The 21,073-nt window shown below is 55.4% G+C and carries 18 protein-coding genes and 1 pseudogene; 8 read left to right on the top strand and 11 right to left on the bottom strand.

The window, feature by feature from the left end; genetic code table 11:
* Nucleotide 1: 1 nt before the first annotated feature.
* Nucleotides 2-325: a TrbC/VirB2 family protein gene (locus tag ACOZKU_RS23970; RefSeq protein ID WP_421580981.1), complete on the bottom strand. Its 324-nt coding sequence runs from the start codon at nucleotides 323-325 to the stop codon at nucleotides 2-4.
* Between the two features lie 48 nt (nucleotides 326-373).
* A complete protein-coding gene (locus ACOZKU_RS23965) occupies nucleotides 374-934 on the bottom strand; it encodes a lytic transglycosylase domain-containing protein (RefSeq protein WP_421580980.1) in 561 nt (186 codons plus the stop codon).
* 241 nt (nucleotides 935-1,175) lie between these two features.
* Here ACOZKU_RS23965 and ACOZKU_RS23960 point away from each other — a divergent pair, with 241 nt between their 5' ends.
* Complete coding sequence (locus ACOZKU_RS23960) at nucleotides 1,176-1,643, top strand: hypothetical protein (protein ID WP_421580979.1); 468 nt, start codon at nucleotides 1,176-1,178, stop codon at nucleotides 1,641-1,643.
* Nucleotides 1,633-2,226 (top strand): thermonuclease family protein, encoded by a 594-nt coding sequence (locus ACOZKU_RS23955; protein ID WP_421581055.1) that lies wholly within the window; start codon nucleotides 1,633-1,635, stop codon nucleotides 2,224-2,226. The genes ACOZKU_RS23960 and ACOZKU_RS23955 overlap by 11 nt, the downstream gene beginning before the upstream one ends.
* On the opposite strand, the gene ACOZKU_RS23950 is transcribed toward ACOZKU_RS23955, so the two are convergent.
* Nucleotides 2,137-2,343 carry a helix-turn-helix domain-containing protein gene (locus ACOZKU_RS23950; protein ID WP_421581048.1) on the bottom strand — a complete coding sequence of 69 codons (207 nt, stop codon included), beginning with the start codon at nucleotides 2,341-2,343 and terminating at the stop codon, nucleotides 2,137-2,139. The two genes, ACOZKU_RS23955 and ACOZKU_RS23950, sit on opposite strands and share 90 nt — an antisense overlap.
* Nucleotides 2,344-2,756: 413 nt before the next feature.
* Between ACOZKU_RS23950 and ACOZKU_RS23945 the strand changes: the two genes are divergently transcribed.
* The 5 genes and pseudogenes from ACOZKU_RS23945 to ACOZKU_RS23925 all read left to right on the top strand — a co-directional run bounded on the left by ACOZKU_RS23945 (nucleotide 2,757) and on the right by ACOZKU_RS23925 (nucleotide 9,915).
* Nucleotides 2,757-3,671, top strand: coding sequence for a nucleotidyltransferase and HEPN domain-containing protein (locus ACOZKU_RS23945; RefSeq protein WP_421580978.1), 915 nt, complete (start codon nucleotides 2,757-2,759; stop codon nucleotides 3,669-3,671).
* A 476-nt stretch (nucleotides 3,672-4,147) separates the two neighbouring features.
* Nucleotides 4,148-5,280: pseudogene (locus ACOZKU_RS23940) on the top strand (RHE_PE00001 family protein).
* Nucleotides 5,281-5,446: 166 nt separating this feature from the next.
* A complete protein-coding gene (locus ACOZKU_RS23935; protein ID WP_421580977.1) occupies nucleotides 5,447-7,474 on the top strand; it encodes an ATP-binding protein in 2,028 nt (675 codons plus the stop codon).
* Between the two features lie 57 nt (nucleotides 7,475-7,531).
* Nucleotides 7,532-9,079: an AAA family ATPase gene (locus tag ACOZKU_RS23930; RefSeq protein WP_421580976.1), complete on the top strand. Its 1,548-nt coding sequence runs from the start codon at nucleotides 7,532-7,534 to the stop codon at nucleotides 9,077-9,079.
* Nucleotides 9,079-9,915, top strand: a complete 837-nt coding sequence (locus tag ACOZKU_RS23925) for an HNH endonuclease (protein ID WP_421580975.1) — start codon at nucleotides 9,079-9,081, stop codon at nucleotides 9,913-9,915. The genes ACOZKU_RS23930 and ACOZKU_RS23925 overlap by 1 nt, the downstream gene beginning before the upstream one ends.
* 57 nt (nucleotides 9,916-9,972) lie before the next feature.
* Here ACOZKU_RS23925 and ACOZKU_RS23920 read toward each other — a convergent pair whose 3' ends face one another.
* The 8 genes from ACOZKU_RS23920 to ACOZKU_RS23885 form a co-directional block, all read right to left on the bottom strand.
* Nucleotides 9,973-11,922, bottom strand: coding sequence for a hypothetical protein (locus ACOZKU_RS23920; protein ID WP_421580974.1), 1,950 nt, complete (start codon nucleotides 11,920-11,922; stop codon nucleotides 9,973-9,975).
* Nucleotides 11,922-12,824 (bottom strand): hypothetical protein, encoded by a 903-nt coding sequence (locus ACOZKU_RS23915; protein ID WP_421580973.1) that lies wholly within the window; start codon nucleotides 12,822-12,824, stop codon nucleotides 11,922-11,924. Before ACOZKU_RS23915 ends, ACOZKU_RS23920 begins: the two co-directional genes overlap by 1 nt.
* On the bottom strand, nucleotides 12,817-13,848 hold the full coding sequence (locus ACOZKU_RS23910) for a TRAFAC clade GTPase domain-containing protein (RefSeq protein WP_421580972.1): 1,032 nt from the start codon (nucleotides 13,846-13,848) through the stop codon (nucleotides 12,817-12,819). Before ACOZKU_RS23910 ends, ACOZKU_RS23915 begins: the two co-directional genes overlap by 8 nt.
* Nucleotides 13,848-14,936 carry a GTPase-associated system all-helical protein GASH gene (locus tag ACOZKU_RS23905; RefSeq protein WP_421580971.1) on the bottom strand — a complete coding sequence of 363 codons (1,089 nt, stop codon included), beginning with the start codon at nucleotides 14,934-14,936 and terminating at the stop codon, nucleotides 13,848-13,850. The genes ACOZKU_RS23910 and ACOZKU_RS23905 overlap by 1 nt, the downstream gene beginning before the upstream one ends.
* Before the next feature lies 1 nt (nucleotide 14,937).
* Nucleotides 14,938-16,263: a metallophosphoesterase gene (locus ACOZKU_RS23900; protein WP_421580970.1), complete on the bottom strand. Its 1,326-nt coding sequence runs from the start codon at nucleotides 16,261-16,263 to the stop codon at nucleotides 14,938-14,940.
* Nucleotides 16,264-16,516: 253 nt separating this feature from the next.
* The gene (locus ACOZKU_RS23895; protein ID WP_421580969.1) at nucleotides 16,517-18,979 is read right to left on the bottom strand and encodes a S8 family peptidase; all 2,463 of its coding nucleotides are present in this window, start codon (nucleotides 18,977-18,979) and stop codon (nucleotides 16,517-16,519) included.
* A gap of 15 nt (nucleotides 18,980-18,994) precedes the next feature.
* Nucleotides 18,995-19,978, bottom strand: coding sequence for an AAA family ATPase (locus tag ACOZKU_RS23890; protein ID WP_421580968.1), 984 nt, complete (start codon nucleotides 19,976-19,978; stop codon nucleotides 18,995-18,997).
* A gap of 207 nt (nucleotides 19,979-20,185) precedes the next feature.
* On the bottom strand, nucleotides 20,186-20,443 hold the full coding sequence (locus ACOZKU_RS23885; protein WP_421580967.1) for a hypothetical protein: 258 nt from the start codon (nucleotides 20,441-20,443) through the stop codon (nucleotides 20,186-20,188).
* 336 nt (nucleotides 20,444-20,779) lie between these two features.
* On the opposite strand from ACOZKU_RS23885, the gene ACOZKU_RS23880 reads away from it, so the two are divergent.
* Nucleotides 20,780-21,070, top strand: a complete 291-nt coding sequence (locus ACOZKU_RS23880) for a hypothetical protein (protein WP_421580966.1) — start codon at nucleotides 20,780-20,782, stop codon at nucleotides 21,068-21,070.
* Nucleotides 21,071-21,073 lie beyond the last annotated feature (3 nt).

Below are 21,073 nucleotides of genomic sequence, written 5' to 3'. Positions count from 1 at the left end.
CTCAGACACCCCCTGCCGCCTTCATGGCGTCCACCAGCTCCGCAGCGCCGAAGATGATCGCAATGCCGATGACAATCGAGATAGCGCCCTGCCAGGCCATGCGGCCGGTCAGGAACAGGAAGCCGAGGAAGCAGACGGCGATGATGGCGAGCGAGCGGGCCACGCTGCCTTGCAGGACGCCGACGAACCATTCGAGGATGCCTTCGACGGGTGCGGCCGATTGCGCGTAGGCGAGTTCTGGAATGAGTGCGCTCGTCGTCGCGAGCAGCGCCAGCGACAGGACGGCCTTACCGCGCCGGCGCGGCGTGATCGGGAAAAAGCTCATTCGAATGTCCTTCTGATCGTGGGAGGATGGAGTTTTCGGGGACCGGCGCTATTCGGCCGTCCAGACGTGTTGGTCACGCCAGGGGGAGGGCGCGAGCGCCACGGTCTCTTTTCGGGGATGGCGGTTTCCGCCGCGCTTTTCCTGTGCCGCTGACGCCTTTGCATTCAGCGTCCAGCGGTTCATCACCTTGACGATGTACTGGGCGGTCTCGTTGAACTCGGGAATGCCGCCCTTCTGGTAGACCCGCTCCGGGCCGGCATTGTAGGCGGCGAGCATCAGCAGCGGATCGTCGAATTCCCCGTGGAGCTTCTTCAGGTAGCGGACGCCAGCGCGGATGTTTTCCTGCGGATCGCACCGGTCCGTTACGCCATAGTCTGCGGCGGTTTCGGCCATCAGCTGCATGATGCCGAGCGCGCCCGCGTCCGAGACCTGGTGCAGGCCGCCGGCGCTCTCGACGTGGGCCACGGCGAGCGCCAGATCGGGGTCCAGATTTTCTTCGGTAGCGATCGTCCGCACCAGCTCCACAACGCTGCCCGGGTCGATTGGCTCGCAGGCTTGCGCGCTGACCGGGAGGGCGGAGGCGAGGAGGAAAAGCAGGCTTGTCTTCAATTGGTCCATCCCCTGTTGCGAAACGATAGAATAAACTATAATTAATTCCCCAAAAGCTGTCCTGTCAACCTTCGAACGGATTTTCTCCACGATGCGAAAGCAACTCAAGGTTATAAAGCTTGCCGGCCTATTCCTGATCGGAGGCATCCGGCTCGCCATCGCGAACGGCGAGGATCCCTATCGCGAGCCATCCCCGGACTATCTTCGCCGGTTTCAGGTAGAGGGGGCGAAGTCATTCATATTGGAGCGTTTCGACGCCGAAGGCAGGCTTGTGAACCGTTCCGCTGAGACGCTCGAAGGGAAGGTGGAGATCGAGGGACCGATGGTGCGCACGATCTCCGGAAAACGGTTCAGCCTACGAGGCCTTAACGCCTGCCCCACGGACAAGGTCATCTATAACCGGGTGCAATCCTGGACCTGCGACGAGGCTGCGCGCGACTATGCCGACGCCGTCTACAACAGGCGCGCCAGCGTCATCCTCTGCAAGACCCTCGTTTTAACGCCCGTCGACCGCGAGACCATCCCCGCGTCATGTTTCGCCCTCGTCGGGGGCAACGGCGAGCCCCTCAAGACCGTCAATGACGACGACAGCATGGTCTTCCTGGGCCTCGCGATGATCGGGCGCACGCAGGACGGTCGGTCCCGCCGGCCGGACCTTGAGGCATCGCAGTCGCTGTCACGATCGATGGGGTTTTGGAATGCGGATTAAGGCCTCGCTTGCAATGGTTCTGCTCCTGTCGGCGCCGGCGGATGCCCAGGAGAAAACGATCTCGTTTCACGCCGGGGTCACCTTTGAAACCGGTGACACGTGGCGGTACGAAGGCCGAAAATTCAGGCTGTTTGGCGTGCAATCGTGTCTTCGAGGAACTGCCTATCGCGCGCCCGGAGGCGTAGAGGAGGACTGCGGCTTGCGTTCGATAGGCTCGCTTGCTGCGCTTTTTTCCACGGGAACGGTCGCTTGCCAGCCGATGGGAGCGGCCAACGACGACGCCACATTCGTCGTGTGTGCGGCCGAGCTGGACGGTGAAATGATTGATGTCGGGACGGCGTTGATTTCGTCCGGTGCCGCCTTCGCCGCCGTTCGTCCGTCCGGGACGGTGGTACTGTCCAGTTATGCGATCGCGGAGAGCGTCGCGAAGGAAAACCAAAGCGGCTTGTGGGCGGGGCAATTCATTCATCCGAACGCGGTGCTTGCGGCGAATTCAGAGGGTTTTCAAGTCGATCTCGAGAGCCTCTATGATGCTCGCGATCTCCCTCACGGTGAGCGCCTCCCACCCGCCGGAATGGAGTAAATCCATCCGTCCCTTGTGAAGCCCAGTTTGTTCCGCGAGCTCATTTGGCCCCACATTTTTTTGTGCCGCTCGATCTTTAAGAGCCTCCACGAGCTCTGCAGCATTTTGGAAGGTCATATACATCACCCGTCACCATCGCATTGGGCCTGAAGTGCCGCCCGCTAAGCGTCCCGGCCGCCAGCCAGAGGTCTTCAGACACTCCGATAGACAACCAAAAAGGGAATTTTAGATCGTTTTGTCGGGTCATGCCAAGCGCGGCGCGAGTCGAAAACGGAAACTATAATATAAACTTTTGTGAAGATGAAAGGGAGGCCATTGGGGGGACGACCGTGATCGGTGTTGCAACAGGCGTATTTTCAGCGGTTTGCGTGCTGCAACCGCGAGAACGCGCATTTGGAGCTCTAGCTGAAAGCCCGGGTGCTCTTGCGTCATGGACAAAAAAGGGGAGCAACTCGGTTGTCGTTTTTAACGCATCATGTAGAATCCCCAATCACTTAGAGGCAAAGCCTGTCAGGAACCCCGCGCAGCCCATGATGAAGTCTTCCCTTGATCACATGCCGCCACGCAAGCAGCGGGAGTTGGCACGCGTCCTTGAAATTCTCCACGAGGAATTCGAAGACGCACTGAAGGAAGGGACCGCCGACTTCAAAAAACGCGGGCGTATCCTCAAGATCATTCTTTTCGGCTCCTACGCCAAGGGTGGCTGGGTGGACGAGCCGTTTACGATGAAGGGCTATCGGTCGGATTTCGATCTGCTGATAATCGTCAACCATCGCAAGCTCTGCGAGTTCGCCGAGTTCTGGCATAAGGCAGCCGACAGGCTGAACCGCGATCCCTTGGTGGAAACGCCCGTCAGTTTCATCGTGCATTCGCGGCGGGAGGTGAACACCTATCTGAAGGAAGGGCAGTATTTCTTCTCCGACATCCGCAAGGAAGGCATCGTCCTTTACGAACTGGATGACGAGCCGCTGGCCGAGCCGCGCGTGCTTACAGCGACGGATCGATTGAGGCTCGCGAAGGAGCACTTCCAAGACCGGATAGGGCTTGCCAAAACTTTTTTAAAAGGAAGTGGTTTTTATGCAAATGAAGGCAGTTTTCGTGTCGCTGCATTCGAATTGCACCAAGCGCTTGAGCAGGCCTATTCCTGTGTACTCCTGACGCTGACCAACTACGCGCCACCATCACACAACATCAAATTCCTCCGTTCGCTCGCTGAAGAGCAAGATCGGCGCCTGGCTGACGCCTTTCCGCGTGACCAGCATCGAGAACGCGCCTGGTTCAACACATTGAGCGAAGCCTATGTAAAGGCCCGATATTCGAAGCATTTCGAAATCACCCCTGACGCTCTCAATTGGCTTGGAGAGCGCACCGGAGTGCTGCTCGATCTGGTGAATGCAGCCTGCGTCGCTCATTTAAGAACTCTAGAGCGGGATGCAGGTATCTGAGGGCAGTGGCGGGTTCATTGATGCTCGATACCGCGATCCGAGGCTCAATTTTCCGATAGCTGCCGAGAAAAGGGCTATTAACCAGACGATGAGGGCTTCCGCCTTTAAAGTCGCGGCGTCTTGAAGGTCGCCGAAGGCGGCGGGGCGGCGTGATTTGGCGACCGTTACGTGGTTGGGCAGTTGGTGTGTGTCGATGAGGTCGCCGACAATGACGAGGTGACAGCTAGGCTGATTGTGGGTTTCCCGTATCCTGGTTTGCGGTCATTCAAGCATATTTAATTGGTTGAAGCGTAAAATGCAGCAACGTTTTAAATTACTCGCTCATACGCGATACGGAAACGTAGATATATTAGTCCAAGCGCGAGATGCTAAACATCGATAATTGGTACTTATCGATGGTTAGCCGCACAACCGCCAAGCATACTATGTGAGGAACCATAATATTCATATAGAGTTCCTTTAGGAAATCATTTACCATGATTTCAATGGCTTACGATATCGCGAAAATCAGCATGGCAGCCCTTTTGGAGCCGGCATTCCGCGCCGGCATTGCACTCACGCGTCTCGACGAGCGGATCGCCCGCTCACCGGTCGGTCAGGGCTTCGTCGAACGCACCCAGTTCACCGATGCCTGCGCCTCGCTGTGGATCGACGGCGAACTCGTCCACCTGGAAGACCTCGTCCTTCACGACGCCACGCGGGATATTCGCACACCGACCCATGAACTGACAATCGCCCGCGACGTCCTGCGCACTCGTCGGCGGATCGCCGGCCAATCCCCGGATTGGCCGCTCTCTGCCGACGGCATCCGCTCGCTGCGGAAAACCTCGGAGATCGGGTCGGCCGGCGGGGACGAGGCTACGACGGCCGGAGTCATACGGGCGGCTGTCGCGATCGATGCGGAAGAGGAGGGGGATGATGGTAACGACGTCAAAGATCTGCCCGGCGTCGACTATGCCGCGATCGATGCGATCCTCGCGCGCTCTGACGCCGCGATCGAACGAGCCAAGAAGCCCGGCCGGGCTCCGGCCGATCCGCTGGTCTATGATCTCTCGACTGGGATGAGGATGCCCGGCTGGAGGAATGGCGCGGCGTGTGGCGCCAAGCCGAAAACCTGCCGGCAGTGCTGCAGGCGATCATTACCCTCGATGCCTGGAACGAACTTGCCGTGCTCCAGCACGCGCCTTGGCTTGGCCGGCTGTTGGCCGCGTCGATATTGCGCCAGACCGGCGTTACCACCGGTGCCCATCTCGCCGCCATCAATACCGGCCTGAAAACCATCCCCGTCGATCGCCGTCGCCATCGCGACCGGGAGACCCGGCTGCTCGCCATCGCCCACGGTCTTTTAGCGGCCGCCGAGATAGGCCTGAAAGAACACGACCGGCTGGCGCTTGCGAAAACGCTGATGGAGCGAAAGCTGGACGGACGCCGGACGTCTTCAAGACTGCCGGAGCTGGTCGAGCTCGTGATCGCGAAACCGCTGGTGTCGGCCAAGATGGTCGCAAAAACGCTCGAGGTCACGCCGCAGGCGGCGCGGCGGATTGTTTTGGAACTCGGCTTGAGGGAGATGACGGGCAGGGGGAGGTTTCGCGCGTGGGGAGTTCTGTAACACGCAAGGAAACTTTATTTGTCGTCTTCGCGTCAGGTCGATTGCGAAGAGATTCAATTACCGCTTAGATTGTGTTCTACTTGGGGAGCAGCTTGTGCCATCATTGCGAACAAATCTCGTTAAACGAATTGATCGTTTACCGAAGCCATCGAATACTGCTGATGCCATGCAGCCGTTGTTCGAAGCCGTTAGCAACTCTATCCACTCAACACAGGATCGTTTCCGTGAGAATGTGGCCCGCGACGGCCGCGTTGTTGTTACCATCGTCACAGGCCGAAAGCAGGCGCCAGTGAATATTGTGGTTGAGGACAACGGAAATGGTTTAGACGAACGCAACTTTGAAGCATTCTCTACCACTGATACTGACAACAAGTACGCTCGTGGCGGGAAGGGCGTGGGTCGTCTTCTGTGGCTGGATTGCTTTGAAGGGATAAAGGTCAACAGCGTCTACGCTGAAGGGGAGACTGTAAAGCGGAGGAGCTTCAGGTTTGTCTTGTCGTTGTCAGATCAGATCCAGGACTACAGCGAGGAAAACCTAGGGAACCCGACCACTGACACCGGCTTCCTTGTGGAGTTCGACGGGTTACGCGACAATCCGTATCGAGCAAAATTTCCGGGCCGGGCAAGCTACGTATTTCAACATTTTACATCTCATTTCCTCCCAACATTCATCGGTTCCAGGTCGCCTCGAGTGACCGTTCACTGTGGAGACGAGACACGACACTACCCGGACGAGATCAACTCGGTTATCCATCGAAAAGAGGTAATTCCGAGCATCGAAAGCGCCGAGTATGGCGAGCTTAGTCTCACACTCATGGAGTGCGACAAGATTGCCAGCGCTGACTTGCAGGGCTCACATTTCGTCCATTTCATTGCGCATGACCGCACCGTTCATTCTCATAAGATAGACAGCAAGCTGGGCTTAAAGTTCTTCAGTGAAAAGAGCGATCGAGTTTTCCATGCCGTACTGACGGGCCCCTATCTCGACAAGAACGTCAACCAAGAAAGAACCAAATTTCAGTTTGAGGACGCCGTACTGGATGACATCGTCAACGACGTCTGCTTCTGCTACATAGAAGCTTTTCTCGCGGCCCCATTGGCCGCTCTCCGCCAAGATCAGCGCACGCGTGTCAGAGCGATAACGGAATCGTACCCATCTGTTGCGTTTGGCGACATCGATGATCTCCAGGACAAGCTTCCATCGGGCGAGTTGAATGACGACGCAATATTTGGTCATCTTTCACGTGAACGGTTTCGGCGTGATCAGCGGCAAGCCGAGAAAATTAGGAAAGTTTTGGAACGGCTTAAAGAGCCATCAGTCGATGTGAACACCTTCTCGGCTGCAATAGAAGCCGCAGGCAAAGCCATTGAGGAAACTGAGCAGAAAAGCCTAGCGGAGTATATTGTTCGCCGAAAGGTGGTTTTGGATTTCATGGAAATCTTGCTCGAAAAAGTCCGCGATGATACGCGTGATAGTAGTTACCAGCGAGAGGACATTCTGCATTCATTCATTTGCCCCTTAAGGATAAACACGTTGGCAGATGGGGCGAGGAAGGTCGTGCCTGCATCGTCGCATGACCTCTGGATCATCGACGAGAGATTGACGTTCGCGCAATATTTCAGCTCAGATGAAGAGTTTTACAACCTGACCAGCGCCGTGGACAGTGATGAACGGCCGGACGTTCTCATATTCGATCATGTACACGGCCTACGGCAGACCGACGACCCGTCACGGGTGTTGCTCGTTGAGTTCAAGCGCCCAGGTAGGACGAGCTACGCAGACGACGAAAATCCCCAGCATCAAGTAGAGCGTTATGTGCGTCGGCTGCTCGGCGGCGGGCAGATTGACGTACGCGGGAGGCCCATTAAACTGAAAGAGGACACAGTTTTCTATTGCTTCATTGTCGCCGATATTGTGGGAAAAATGGATGACTGGACATATTCCTGGGACCGAACAGCAGACGGTCGAGGTCGCTTTTACCAGCCACGTAGCGGTTTCAAAGGATCGATAGAGCTGATTGGCTGGGATACGCTTTTGAATGACGCACGCGAGCGAAACCAAGCTTTTTTCGATCGAGCAGGAATTTCCGGTAAAAGCTTCTTCGTTGAAGCACAAGAAGTTGCGCACGAGCGCCTTCGCGAGCCAATTGCTGAATCAGTGAATTCCAAGCTGGAGACTGTTGATGGTTCGTAGCTCCAATCAAGAGTGCACTGCTCGTGCGTCGGCCACCACTAGAAGTGGGGAAAAGTCTTGTTCTTCAAAGTTCTAGCACATGGCGTAAGGCCGCCGGCCGATGCTGTGGGCTGCGCGTTTCTGCTGACCGACAATTGGGATGACTGGTTTAAGTACAATACCTTGTATCAATTGGTGGTCTTTGACGGAGACGGAAAGCGGCATGACATAGGTGGCGTCAAGATTGGTCAGTTCAAAATGGAGAAGGAGCAGCGACGTCCAGCGTTGCCAGTGGAGTTCGATGAGCTCGGCGAGGAGTTCTTCTCCCTTGGCCAAGACGACAGCTACTATGAAGACTTGAACAACCTCGGAGATGAAGCGCGCGACTTTGTTCTGCGCGGCTTGCGCGATATGGCGTTTGATCTTGATCGTTTTCAGCTTGCCCGCGAAGAGAGTGTGACGGGTGTTTCGCTTTTGCGATCAGTGACGCCGGCAACGGTCCGAGGACAATTTTCACGCATGTCGCGTGGGGGCGCCCGGCTTTCAAAATACCGCTTCTCCTATACCGGGCCCAAACCCCGGAGAGCCGCTGTGTCGCCTCCGGTCTTTGAGTTTGAAGTTGAGCCAGGCTCAAACCCGCCGACAAATGTGCATGTAATTATTGGACGAAACGGAGTCGGGAAGACCCATCTGCTGAACAACATGACTCGGGCAATAGTCGATTCGAACGCTAGGACAAGCGAAGTCGGATCGTTTGAAGGGGATCCAGAGGATATTCTGGAAGATCAGGTTTTCGCAAACATTGTATCTGTCTCCTTTAGTGCATTCGACTCATTTGAGCCGCTGCCCAACCGACAAAACAAAAGCGAAGGCATTCTTTATACTTATGTCGGTCTGAAACGGATCGACAGTGCGGACAAGGATCGACGCCTCGTTCCGAAGTCTCCAGCAAGATTGGCAACAGAGTTTGCAAACAGCGTGCTCGTTTGTCGTCAGGGGGCAAGGGCCTCAAGATGGCAACGTGCCCTGGAAACACTGGAAACCGATCGCGTCTTTAGCGATGCGGAAGTGGTCGAACTGGCAAACTCTGACCTCGACAGCGAAGATGTGAAAGGGGAAGCCCGGCGCAAATTCGACTTGCTGAGTTCGGGCCACAAAATCGTCCTTTTGACAATAACTCGACTGGTAGAGACAGTTGAAGAGCGCACGCTTGTCCTACTCGATGAGCCCGAGGCGCATTTGCATCCGCCCTTGTTGTCAGCTTTCATCAGGGCGTTGTCGGACCTACTGGTCAACAGGAATGGAGTGGCAGTTATTGCAACGCACTCTCCGGTGGTCCTCCAAGAAGTGCCAATGAATTGCTGCTGGAAGATCCGACGGATAGGAGAGCGTTCTATAGCTGAGAGACCGGAAGTCGAGACGTTTGGCGAGAACGTCGGCATCCTAACACGCGAGGTCTTCGGCCTCGAGGTAACTCATTCTGGGTTTCACAAATTGCTTACGGATGAGGTTCAGAGCGGATCGACCTTCAATGGGATTGTCGAAAAGTTTGACAATGAACTCGGCGGTGAAGCGCGCGCTCTCGTGCGGGCCTTGATCGCAGCGAGAGATGCGAACGACATCTGATGCTGAAACTCGACAAACCAGCCCAAAGCGCACTCGACACGTATACCCTCTGCATCAGCCGTGTCAAAAACGTCAATCTGAAAACTCGGCTGAACGCTGCAAAAAATGCTGTTGTTGCAGCGTCCGCCGCATATGACGTCGCCGGACCACTTCAGAACCTTCATTCCATTCCTAGGACAGCACCGGTTGTCGCAGTCACAAAGGATGAAATGGAGACCGTTTACACCCAGCGAATGGCAGGATCAAAGGGCCCCGGACGCCCGGTTTACGACGAAATTTTCGCCTCGGCGCCTAACGGCCGTTGTCCCCTTTGTGCACATCGCAATGTGATGACATTGGATCACCATCTGCCCAAGGCCCACTACCCGGCGCTTGCTGTGTCGCCTTTGAATCTGGTGCCATCATGTACAGATTGCAACAAGGCAAAACTGGCGGGATTTCCGACTACTGCGGAAGAAGTTGGCATTCATCCCTATTACGACGACGTCGACTCCGAGACGTGGTTGGTAGCGAGCGTCGTGCCAACCTCTCCAAGCGCTCTTCTTTTCGATGTTCAAGCCGTCGCGGCTTGGGACCCAATTCTTATGCAAAGGGTCCGAAATCACTTCAAGGATCTAAAGCTTGCGGCGCTCTATGCTTCTCAATCTGCTGAGGAATTATTGAACATAAGGTACTCTCTGCATCAAACGCATGGTGCCGGAGGGCCCAATGCTGTTCGCGATGAATTAATGGCGAAAGCCAGTAGCTGCAGGAATGCTCGCCGAAACGGCTGGCGAACGGCCGCGTATTCTGCGTGGGCGGCCGACCTGTGGTTCTGTGATGGCGGATTTGCGTGACTATAGGGAAGAGGCGAGAAAAATTGCAGCGCGAACCGTTCTGAAGCCGATTGGGCATTAGAGTTGCCAAGGCCAGAAAAGCTTTGTGAAATTGAATCCGATTCCCTCTTCAGACTTCTCATCCAGAACATAGGCCAGTTCACGGTCGGAGAGTGATAAATGAAGCAGGATGGGCGTTACATCGACCCCATCACGCGTTCCTCTGCGGAGAACCTTGAGCAAACGCTTGTTGAAATCCCAATTTTCAGAAATCCGCGGCAGTTTTTCGTCCAGCAAGGATCTAACTGCTTCCGGAAGTGTGTTGCTCAAAACCGCAGCGCGAACTTGGGGAAATGTAATTGAGATCAGGTCGATGTTTCGTGACAAACTCTCCTGAAAGCTCCGAACCAGAACGTAGGCCATGACGACAGTGCCATCGGATGGAATCCCCTCCTTGCCGTCGCGCGTTGCAGCCGCCCACCATTTGGCTGCCGCAACCGCTGGGAAACTGGGAAAGTCAAGCAGCAGCAAGGCATGGCTGACCGAGCTCATGCCTTCCAATCTCAGAAGTTCGTCGTCCAGCAACGAACGTGCCATTTTTGGCAGAACCATTGGCCACTGTGGGTGCATAGTTTGATCTATGGATGAACTAATGGCGGCGCGGAGAGCCGGCTCCCCGTGCCCCTTCATCACAGTGATAGTATCATCGGAGGGAGGGACGCGGAGCAGACAACCGAACAGTAATTCAAGCGCTTTCGGATCGTCAACCAAAGGCAGGAGCTGTTCTGCCGCAGTCGCCGGCAACCGAGCGAGGTCGAACTCACGAATCAACTGCGGCCTTTTTTGAAGGACACGGAGTGAGAACGCAGTTGGTGTTCTTTCATCGTGTAGCTCGTCCAAGGTAGCCGCCCCTTCTATATCTTCGAGGACGACATCCAACTCCAATATGCTTTCCGCCTCGCGACTAACCAATTCTTGCGCAAATTGGGGGATTGCGGAAAGTCCATATGACCGGGTACTTCTTCTAAGCTCTTCTATGGTCATAATTTTATTTTCGACAGGGCGTACCCGCCGCAGGACGGCGACGAAATCCTCACGCTTTGTACGCGGAACCAGTGCTAACGGGGGCACCGAAACTCCCAAGATGTCTCGCTTGAGAGTTGCACCATTGCTTTCCCCCGGCAATCGCTGGAAAGTCGAAACGACCTGCTCGATCGACAACCCCGGTGATGCGGCCTGGGCCACTACATACAGGCCGACAAGGTCGATAAAGGCTCTGCGCGGTTTCGCGATGTCCTTTCCATATCTCCAGAGAAATCGCCTCAGCGGAGTGACTTCTTGCGCGATCGCATCAGCAACTGCTGGCTCCAACCAGCGCGTTTCTCGGATTTTGCCGGGCGACGGCTCCGATGCGGCCCCCAAGCGTACGTTTAGACCCTTGTTCGACACGGCACCAGTCGTGAGCGCGGTTCGGAACTCGAACTCGGCCCGCAACTTTGGCCACTGTTGTGACCACACCGCCAATACAGCTCGCTGAAGGTCGGCCTCTGAGATCGTCTCGAGCGTTAGATCTTTTGATTCATAATAGGCATCGAGAATCCTCTTGACCAATGATGGATTAGCCGGCGCCCCTTTAGCGAACCGCCGGATCTCAAGCTTATTCACGTAGGGCTGCCGGTCGGCGGCGGATCCTGGTCTTTGGAAGAAGGCGTCGAGTATACTGAGATCAACCTGTGCCGCCAAAAAGTTCTTCGGGAGCAATAATGCATGACTCCAGACACAGCCAGGCCGTGGCATCTCCGGGGCGAGCCACGTTTTTACAAAAGCAAACATGCGGCTTTCCGGCAGGTTAAAGCCTGTTATGTAGCTCCCCTGCGGATCCAGCCGCGCGCCCGGAGCTAGGTCTGATCGTGAGGCAAGCTCATACATATCACTCGCGGGAAGCCGCGTTGAACATGCAAGCTGCCTGTGCCCGTCGGCGTAACCGAAAAGGGCTTGATCAATTTCAATGACTTGGTTTCGTTCCATCAATCCTCTAGCCCACTCAACCATTGGATAGGATGAGTGAGATCGTGTGCACGTGCGCCGTGACCCACGACTTTAATCCTTTCTCCGGCAACTTTCACCTTCAGGAGCTCGGTGCGTTGGCTCGGAGTATCAGGTTTTTCTCTTTTTGGGAGGCTTCCTCCTTGTGCAGATACGCCGTAGATGCGGAAGGGAACAGCGAGTTCATGATTGGCAAGATATTGGTAGAGAAGCGGCATCCTATCTTTGAGCCATATATCTGGCATGACGGGGGGAGCCTTATCCCAAGCGGATATTATGACTGCAATCCTCGATGGTCTTAAGCCCATCGGTGCATCCGCGATCGACTGAAGTAGGTCAACGATCTGAACCTGCTGAGGTGTCTTTCCCGGCGTAAACTCGGGATCTTCGACCGGTTTAAGGGTCTCCGCTTGCGGGTCCTCTCCATCATCTTCGACCTCAGGCGGCATAGCTTCGGGCATTGCAAGCCCGATATCTAAAATGGACATATCGTCCTTTTTTCTGATGGCAGACACAAAGAGGAGCAGACCGTCCATTGCCTCGAATAGACTTTCCACCCGAGCGTCGATTGCCCGTGTGGCAAAAATTCGTTCGAAGGTTTCACCCGAGAGATCAATGAAGTTGAGATCAATGTCTTCTTCACCGCCAGGCTGCTTCAAGTTGATGCGGATCGGCTCATGCGCGTCAGTGGGGGTTCTTATCACTTGCCATCCGGCCGCCCAATTGTCAGCAATCGTCTCCAGATATTGGAAGTCACCGTTGTGTAGGCCTTTTCTGAGGACCGTATCTAGCTCCCTGGAATCGATGAGGTACCATAGTGCTGCAGCGAAGGTCGTCTTCCCCGATGACTGTACACCCATGACCATGTGGTTCACTTTAGCCATGGGTATGTTCCTTGCTCCAAACTTCGACTAGGCGGTCGATGTTGCGGACCGTCTGAGGGGGAGCGAGGGGAAGAATTTCGACTGGTGCGGTTGGAGCCAACCACCGTCGCATGAGGTCTTCCAAGCCCACCAGGCCCAATTCATAGTTGGCGCGCGGCAAAACACAGATTCGGAACGCCTCTACAACTATGCCTTCCGCTGCAAACTCCTTCACAAGCGCTTTCTCATACTCATCAAGTTCTGAAACAACATCGGAATTATTTTCGCGGCGACTGATTTTATCAATCTTTGTGGTCAACACCTCGAGCACAACGTTCGGCTTGAAGACACCGTTTTGAAGAAGTGCCCAGATAGTTTGCTTAAATTCCCGCCGATACCCAGCCCGAGTGTCGGGCTGGGTCAGCCTGTCGGCGTCGAGAAGAAAGCATACGCGATCGGAGAGCTTAAGATCACCGAGTCGGTCCATCATGGTGGTATTTGTACGCGCGCTTTGAAATGCTTCGCCCGAGCGATCAGCGATAAGCAGATGCGCCTCGACACCGTCGTCGCCAACGAGGTTAAGGTGGAAGAATCCCACTCCGTCCGCCATACTAGTGCGAGGTGTCGTGGGAATGGTTCGGCCAGAAGACTCCAGAGCGAGATGATGGCGCCGGGCAAAACCGGTCAGCGTCCTACTGCCTCTGAACGAGAACCCTGCAAAAGGCCCCTTGCAAAACAGCGCGTATAGCCCAGAGATCAGAGTGGTCTTCCCGGTCTTGAACTCACCGATCAAGCTTACTGTTTTCGTTCGATGGCTCTTGCGAAACGACCAGATATCGGCGTCAGTCAAAACCTCGCTTGATCTGAGACGGGTACGGTTTTCCACGATGGTAGTCTCGTCTGAAACATCGTCACCGGGATCGAGTTCGGACTCTTCCGCGTCATATTCCGCGCAGCTATCAACCGGATCGTGCCCTTGTGCGCATACGCCGGTCGACGCAACGTCGCACGTGGGATTGCGGCATATTTGCGAGCCCTCGGCCATCAAAGCCACCCGTGTTTAATGAACAAACGCTCGTGATAGGCTTGGAGAGCAATCTGATAGCGGGTCAGCTTTGTTTGCGGTTTGAGGCCGGTCGTTTTCATAAAGCTGGGTCCAAGTTGATCGCCGTCGTCGTCTGAGACCATTTTAACGGCATAGTGAAGGACGGCGATGTCATCCGCCTGAAAGACCTTCTCACCCAGGAAAGGGCGACGGTGTTCGGTTGGAAGCGCCAGCACGGTATCTGCGATGCTTTGGTCCTTGTCGGCAGTGGATCCTAGCGCGCGCCTAATGATTCCGTAGGCTCCATGTGGACCGGGAAGAACTGTCACCATTGCGGCAACGTCTGCACCAATTAGCAAGGGCAGAGCGGTTTCCTGGACTTGAGCGAGGGGCACACCCAACAAATAGCTTTGGCCGCCCATGTGCCACCAGAGCAGATCAATCTCTTCGGCCAGCCGCCTGTTTTCGTTGGTCAAGGTTTGTAAGGTCTGATTGACATTCGCCACAAGTTTGGTCGAAAGCGATTTTGCGTCTGAATGTACAGCGTCCAGGGCTGCTTTAACAGTAGGTCCGTCTGGTGAGGCGGCCACGGCCGCCGTAAACTTGGAGATGTCCTGCGATTGGGGAAGAGTAAGATTAGCAGTGAATGACAGCCCTCTTTTTCTCGGCGCGTCTGCCAATGCGGTTCTCGCCTGTTCGACTATTTTGCTTTCATCTGGACACGAGCGCTTGCCAGAGAAACTGGCAGCTATAACGAGGGCGGATATGCTGTGATAGCCGGAATGTATGGCGTCGCTCAGAAGCAGCGTGGCAATTCTAGCTGCCTCTTCAGTATCTATCTGAAGCGAGAAGTGTTTATCCCCTTTCCTTACGGCCTTCCCGAACCAGTCGTCCACTTCTCTCTCGGGCGGGATTGGAAGCCCGAAGGCCAAGCGTGCTAAATCCACAACTTTTGCTGCCGACTTTATAGCTTCAGCAAGGATCGTTTTGTGCGCTGTTTCTCGAGCCGTAATGATTGACCGCTCAGCTGTGGGCTGCATTTTTCGATAAGCTTCGGAGAAATTGAAGCCATTTGGTGAAGAAGCCATGTTAAATCCCGTCCCCAGCAAGTAGTTCGTCTATTTTTTGATCGAGTAAATCCAGCTTTCCCTGTTGCGCCGAGCGGCGTACCGCCGCCAACGCGAACTCGTAGTCTTTCAACTCCTGGTCGCCAATCTCATCGAGACCGAGCGATACGATAATTTGTCTTTGTTCATGCTCATTAAGCCGGAACATCTTGAAAGCAACTGATCGCAGATTGGGGTTGTCATCGGTCACTGCCGTCCCTCCGCGTTTCGCGTCCACCGTTCCCTGATCGGCAGGCGCAGGTTCACTTTCTTTAAAGACGGTCGTTGATTTGGACCATTCGGGAAGTTTATGCCGAACCACCCACGGGTCCTGCTGCTGGCGATTGGGGACAGCGATAAATTGAGCGCCCTCACGCTGTCTGACCCAGATCGTAACAATCAGCTGTCTGTCGGCATGTTGGCCGTCTACCGCCAAATCAATCCAATTGTAGCCAGGTTTCCAGTCCGCCTCGTCCCGTTCGGGCTGCACAGCCCCGGCTCGAATGGTGGTGAAATACACGCCTTCCTCAACCCGACGAGTGTGCTCATGTCCGAAAAGATGAACATGCGCCACCGCTTCAATTCGCTCGCGGAAAGGCCCCTTATTCTTCAGCCAGCTGAAGGGATGATGGCACGCGATCAGGTTTGTAACGCCGTCCTCACGCTTGATCTGGGCCGCTGACGGGTCAACCAGCATCCTGTCTTCGCGATCGTTGATATCCGAGACAAGGACGGAGTTGAATCCCCAAATCTTCAGTGTCGACCCATCGTTCAGCTCACAAAGACGCGTAGCAAACGGGCGAATGTCGGGATTTTCCTCATCGTATGCACCTAAGGCGCACCAAAATCGGGCGGCGAAGCGATTGTAATTTTCGATCGGGTCGAACAGAAGTCTCGCTGATGTTTTGTTCGACATGTAGTCGCGAATTTTTCCCTCCACCTTTGCGGCTGGGTATTCGCGCAACATCTGTCGGGCGTCAGAATGCATCGGAGAGTTGGCGACGGATCGATTGACGTCATGGTTTCCTGGAATGACGAAAACGGTGTCAATATCGCAGCCGCTTGCAGGACAGAGATCTTCCTCGATCCACTTTAGAGCGAACTCATATTCTTTGGCCGTGCCGCCAAAGGCGATATCACCGGTGAGGAGGATCCCGTCGGCTTTTCGGCCGAGCCTCTGACGCATGAACTTGATGTCGTGGATAAGATCGTCACGCAGTCCAGCGTTAGGATCATCGAGCCTGTTGATTTCTTTTTCTCGAAAGTGAATGTCGGAAAGATGAATGAAGATCATTTGAGCCAGCGCCATTGTACTAAACGTCGAAACTGCAACGTATGCGTTAGGAAGGCAATCTGATTTATTGGGGAATCCGACGCGCTATGGGGATTGGGCATGCAGACGATATTCGTCTTGTCGCCTACTTCTGCGAGGATCGCCTCAGCCATCCAGTGGAAACCGATGCTCAATAGTGGAGGAGGTAGGCGTGGAGGCAGATATCCGTCCGTATATTTCTCCAATATCGGCCCCCCGCCGAGCGTGCTGTTGCAGCAAAACGCGCGCTTCATCCGGCTGGAATTTCGACCTCGAGCTTGTTTTCGATGGCGGTGTAGATGTCGATGTCTGCGCCCGGTGCCCGGATAGATACGACAAGCGCATAGCGGGCTGCTCGGTCCCAACGCTCCAAACCTGGCTTTTCCTTCCACCAGCCGCTGACCGGGAAGACGCCAATCGCATCACGTTCGGCGAGGGCCGCGGCGCTGCCGCGCCAGATATCGGAGTGCACAGACCCTCGATCACGTATCATGCCGAGAAACCAGTTGTCGCCGCCGGCCGCCGCGCCAATCTGACCTTCTTCCTCGGCTTCCGCCGCTCTGTTGATGCGCATCCGAAACTGTTGAAAATCTTCCAGAGAGCGTTTGACGGCAAATCGCAGGGAATGTGACGAATAACGATGTCGACGGGTCCACCCCCGTTCCCCAGGATTAGGTTCGATGAAATACGACAGCGTGACCCTAAGCTCCACGTCAGCTGCGCCGAGATCGAGAAGCTCGTCGCGTGGCCATGGCAAAGCATGCAGGTTCATGCTTCTCGTCTTGATCCTCGAGTCTTCCTTTTTGAACGGCAGCAAAACGTCTTCGACCACAAGGGTCGCGTCGTCCGTAGCGCTTCTCAACGCACGGGAAATGTCGGGCACGCCCCAACCGTAGCGTCGCAGCATTGCCATTTTCATGGCTTGCGTCCCGGCTCCGTCGAAATGGCCTTTCATTGCCGGTGTCCATTCGGCGGAATGAATGGCGAGCCCCCGTACCGTTTCCGGCCAAAGATTCGGACGAGCGGCGATGATGTTCGCACAAAGGTTCGCACCAAGCGCAGCGGCGGCGCTTGTATCACCAAATGTATCAAACAAGCGAATATTGGGTCGGTAGTACGTCGTCAGCAGCTGCAGATCGTCGATGTGAGAACTCGGGTTCACGCCGTCGTGCGCGAAGTTTCCACCTTCGAAGACGACATCCGGCCTGACCGGCCATTGACGATCCCACGTGCCCGAAGTCCTGCTGGCTGGTGACAGATCACCGGCCGGAGCGACCGCAGCCCAATCGCCGAACGTCGGATCAACGATATTGATCTTGTCAGTATAGGCTCCGACAACGAGCGCGTTCCAAGCCTGAGCCGGGCTTTCCGCCTCCTCCAAATCATTTCGATCGGGATAGTCTGCCGCGTGGATATCACCGCGAAGATTGCCGGCGGCGATGACTATCAGACGTCGAAGAGCGCCCCCACCGTAGGTCAGCTGATCGACGGCAGCCGACCAGGATGAAGGACGTCCGCGTGCGAGGCCAATTTCGCTGGTAACCGCCATGCAAAAGACCCGCTTGCGAAGGGGGGCGTTTGCCTCGGCCTTGGTCATGCTGACTTCTGTAATCGCGCCATATAGCAGCGGATCATTGCCACCGTTTGGCGGGAGGATTTTTACAGTCTCAAGCCAATAGGGTAATTCGACCGCGCCTTGCTGCGCGAGCGTCTGCTGGAGATCGCCATAAAGCGCCACGCCAGACATCGAAGTGCCATGCCCGTTCCAGAACTGGCTGTCACCAACTCCCCAATTGTCGTCGTACGCAAACTGGTTATCCGCAGGCAATGCGGGAGCGATCAAAGGGTGTTGCCGTGTTGCGCCGCTGTCGAGCAGGCATATTGCCGGCGCGAAGGCGTCCGGAGCGACAAGACGTCCGACAAGATCTTCTGCCCACTCAACTTGCTCAGGAGCTCCCATTTCCAAAAAGATTGATGGGGTATCCTTGGCGAGCCGAAGTTCAGCGATAGCGTCCGAATTGTTCACGACGCGCGCGATCGCGGCTTCTGTGCCGTGGGCGAGCACGACATCTCGTTCAGGAAAGCGGATCGCGTAATCCTTGAGAGGGATATTCAAACGGCCAGCAACTGTCCGAAACGATGCGAGCTTTCCGTCCCTGATCCAGACCTCCCACCATGCGGCGGCGTTCGGTTGAGGATAGAGTTCGGGAGCGTCGGTGAACAGCGATCGCACGGCAGCCAGATGGACATCTTCAATTCGCGCAATCAACGCTTCGTTCTTCGGCCGGCCTGTCTTCGTCTGTTCGGTGCGGTAGGCGTCGATCTTCTTGCTATAGAATTCAAGTGAGCGCTCGGGCACGAAGACGGTTGCGGTAATACTCTCCTCGCCAAGCGCAATCTGAGGAACGGCGACAAGTTCAATGCCAGCCGGCTTGTTTTCCAATGAGTCGACTGCACCCCGTTCAGCTGCGGTAATATCAAACTGCAGATAGAAGCCACGATCACCGTCCGCAATGCCGGGTTCCCTCGCGGCGATCGTCTGCTGCGCTCCAGCGATAGCAGCTGCAAGCGATTGAGAGAGCTTTGCAGCGTGTTGCGCGCGTGCGCGGGCAGGGGGTAGACCGGAAATGACGATACGCGGCGAGGTGTAAGGCTCCGCTTGTCCGCCACCGTCCAAGAAAAAGTGAGATCGATTGCGAGGCGGTCTGGCCATGTACTGCTTGTCGCTTTATCGCATCGTGTTGTGACGTTCCGACAGCGTACCCAGCAGAAGAGAGGTTTCGACCGTCGGTTTGTCGCTCAATATAGCGACCTTCGCCGCTTCGTCTGCAGCTCGCGCTATCTCCGCCTGACTGAGCCCCTTGGCTGCATCCAGGATTGCCGACCAATTCATCTTCTTTGGCTTAAAACGTGACAGATGCGTCTCCAGGATTCCACGCGTGATGCGTTCGTCCGGCAGTTCGTACACGATGACATCGTCGAAGCGACGGAAGATCGCCTTATCGAGAAGTTCTGGATGGTTTGTGGCAGCGATGATCAGGCTCGGGCCATGGTCGTTCTCGATGAACTGGAGAAAGGAGTTCAGCACGCGACGAATCTCGCCGACGTCATTTGGCCCCGACCGCTGCGATCCGATCGCATCGAATTCGTCGAAGAAATACACGCCCCGTTGCGCCGTGACGGCATCGAATACCAGTCTCAAGCGGGAAGCTGTCTCTCCCATGAGTTTGCCGATGAGGCCATCATACAGCACTGTAAAAAGTGGCAACTTAAGCTCATGCGCCAACGCCGCCGCGGTCATTGTCTTGCCAGAGCCTGGTGGGCCGACTAGGAGCAACTTGCGGCGAGGCGTCAGGCCATGGGCTTGCAGGCGCTCTTGGTGCCGCTGTTCAGCGATCACTCTTCCAAGCCGCTCGCGAAGCTCGTCGGACAAGATCATGTCTGCTAGACTCGTGTCCGAGAAGCGTGCGGCGAGCAATTTCGTCAACTCGCCTTTCGGCTGTGCGATCGGCACTGGGCCTGCGCCAATGCGTGCGACCGTCGAGGTCTTGCCACGAGCGGCGTCAATAAGCTCTTTGAGCTCCTGAGCGAGCTTGCCATGACCTTGCCGGGCTTCGTGCGCGGCAAGCTGTGTCGCCACGGAAAGGAAGCGACCTTCATCTCCGTCTATGTGGCTTTTCAGCAAAGCTACGATGTGTTGTGCCGTGGTCATTTTCTCGAACTAATCGTTGGCCAGTTTGTCGGTACCCTGGGCACCTTAGCGTCTATCCATTTCAATGTGTCAGATATTTCTCGTACGTCGTTTCAGAAATAAATCTGTCCACAGATACTCACTCAGGTTGCAAAGGCTATCGTTATACATCGCACAAGGCGTTTAACATTTCCTTGTACCTCTCGGAGTGGCCCGGTCGCTTGCAAGTTAAAGCTTACTCCATGTGTATGTTCCCGGCTGATTGACTTTCTCACCCTTCGCGCCGGGTATCCCCTTCCAATGATACTGACCCCATGCCGTTCCGTAGGGCCACTTCTTGATCTCGATATCTTCGACAATCAGGAAGTGACCAGCTTCGGCGCTCCAGGAATTTTTGGCGACTTTCAGCGGCAGAACCTCACCACTCTCACGCCAGAGCTGAAAGATGTTCTTCCATTCGGTGTCGGGTTCAGTGTGCAACCGCATCATGGCCTCTTCGGATTATCTGCACATACGCCTATGTCGCTCTCGCGTTCCTGCCGAGCGTCAAAGTAGCAATGTTCGCCATCCGAATTGCCTATCTTCGAAACAAAAAGGGAACATAGCAACTAAATCGGCCATTGAAAACCTTAATTTCGTGCCTTTTGCGCGGCCCAGATCGTTCCATTTCAAGTACTTGGCATGGTGTAGTCGGTGGTTCGAATCTCATCAAGAGCCTATCGTGTGTACGACTAGACAGCTAATCCCATGCTCAGCCGTGGGGTTGAATTTATATCGTATTACGATATATTTGGGCGGCGATAAACAAAGGGAGCCTTTCCAATGTCCGCCGACCTATTAGCACTAAAGAACGAGCTTCTCGAGTTCGACCGACAGCTTCAACGCGCGACGCTTCATACGCCGGCGCAGAGTGATACCGCCGCTTCCCATTCCGACCCACTGGCCCTGATGAAGAAGACGCTCGATGATCGTCTCGCCACTCTCAACGGCAGCGCCTGGCAGCTGGTGCTTCTCGAATGGCGCTACGACTTCGCGCTTCTATTTGATCATATCCGTCAGTGGATGACCCAAGTCGATGCCGACTTCAGCGTCGCATCCACGCCGAAGGCGTAAGAA

The sequence above is a fragment of the Shinella sp. M31 genome (genome assembly GCF_049199205.1).
Classification (GTDB): domain Bacteria; phylum Pseudomonadota; class Alphaproteobacteria; order Rhizobiales; family Rhizobiaceae; genus Shinella.
This window is presented reverse-complemented; position numbering and strand designations above follow the sequence as displayed.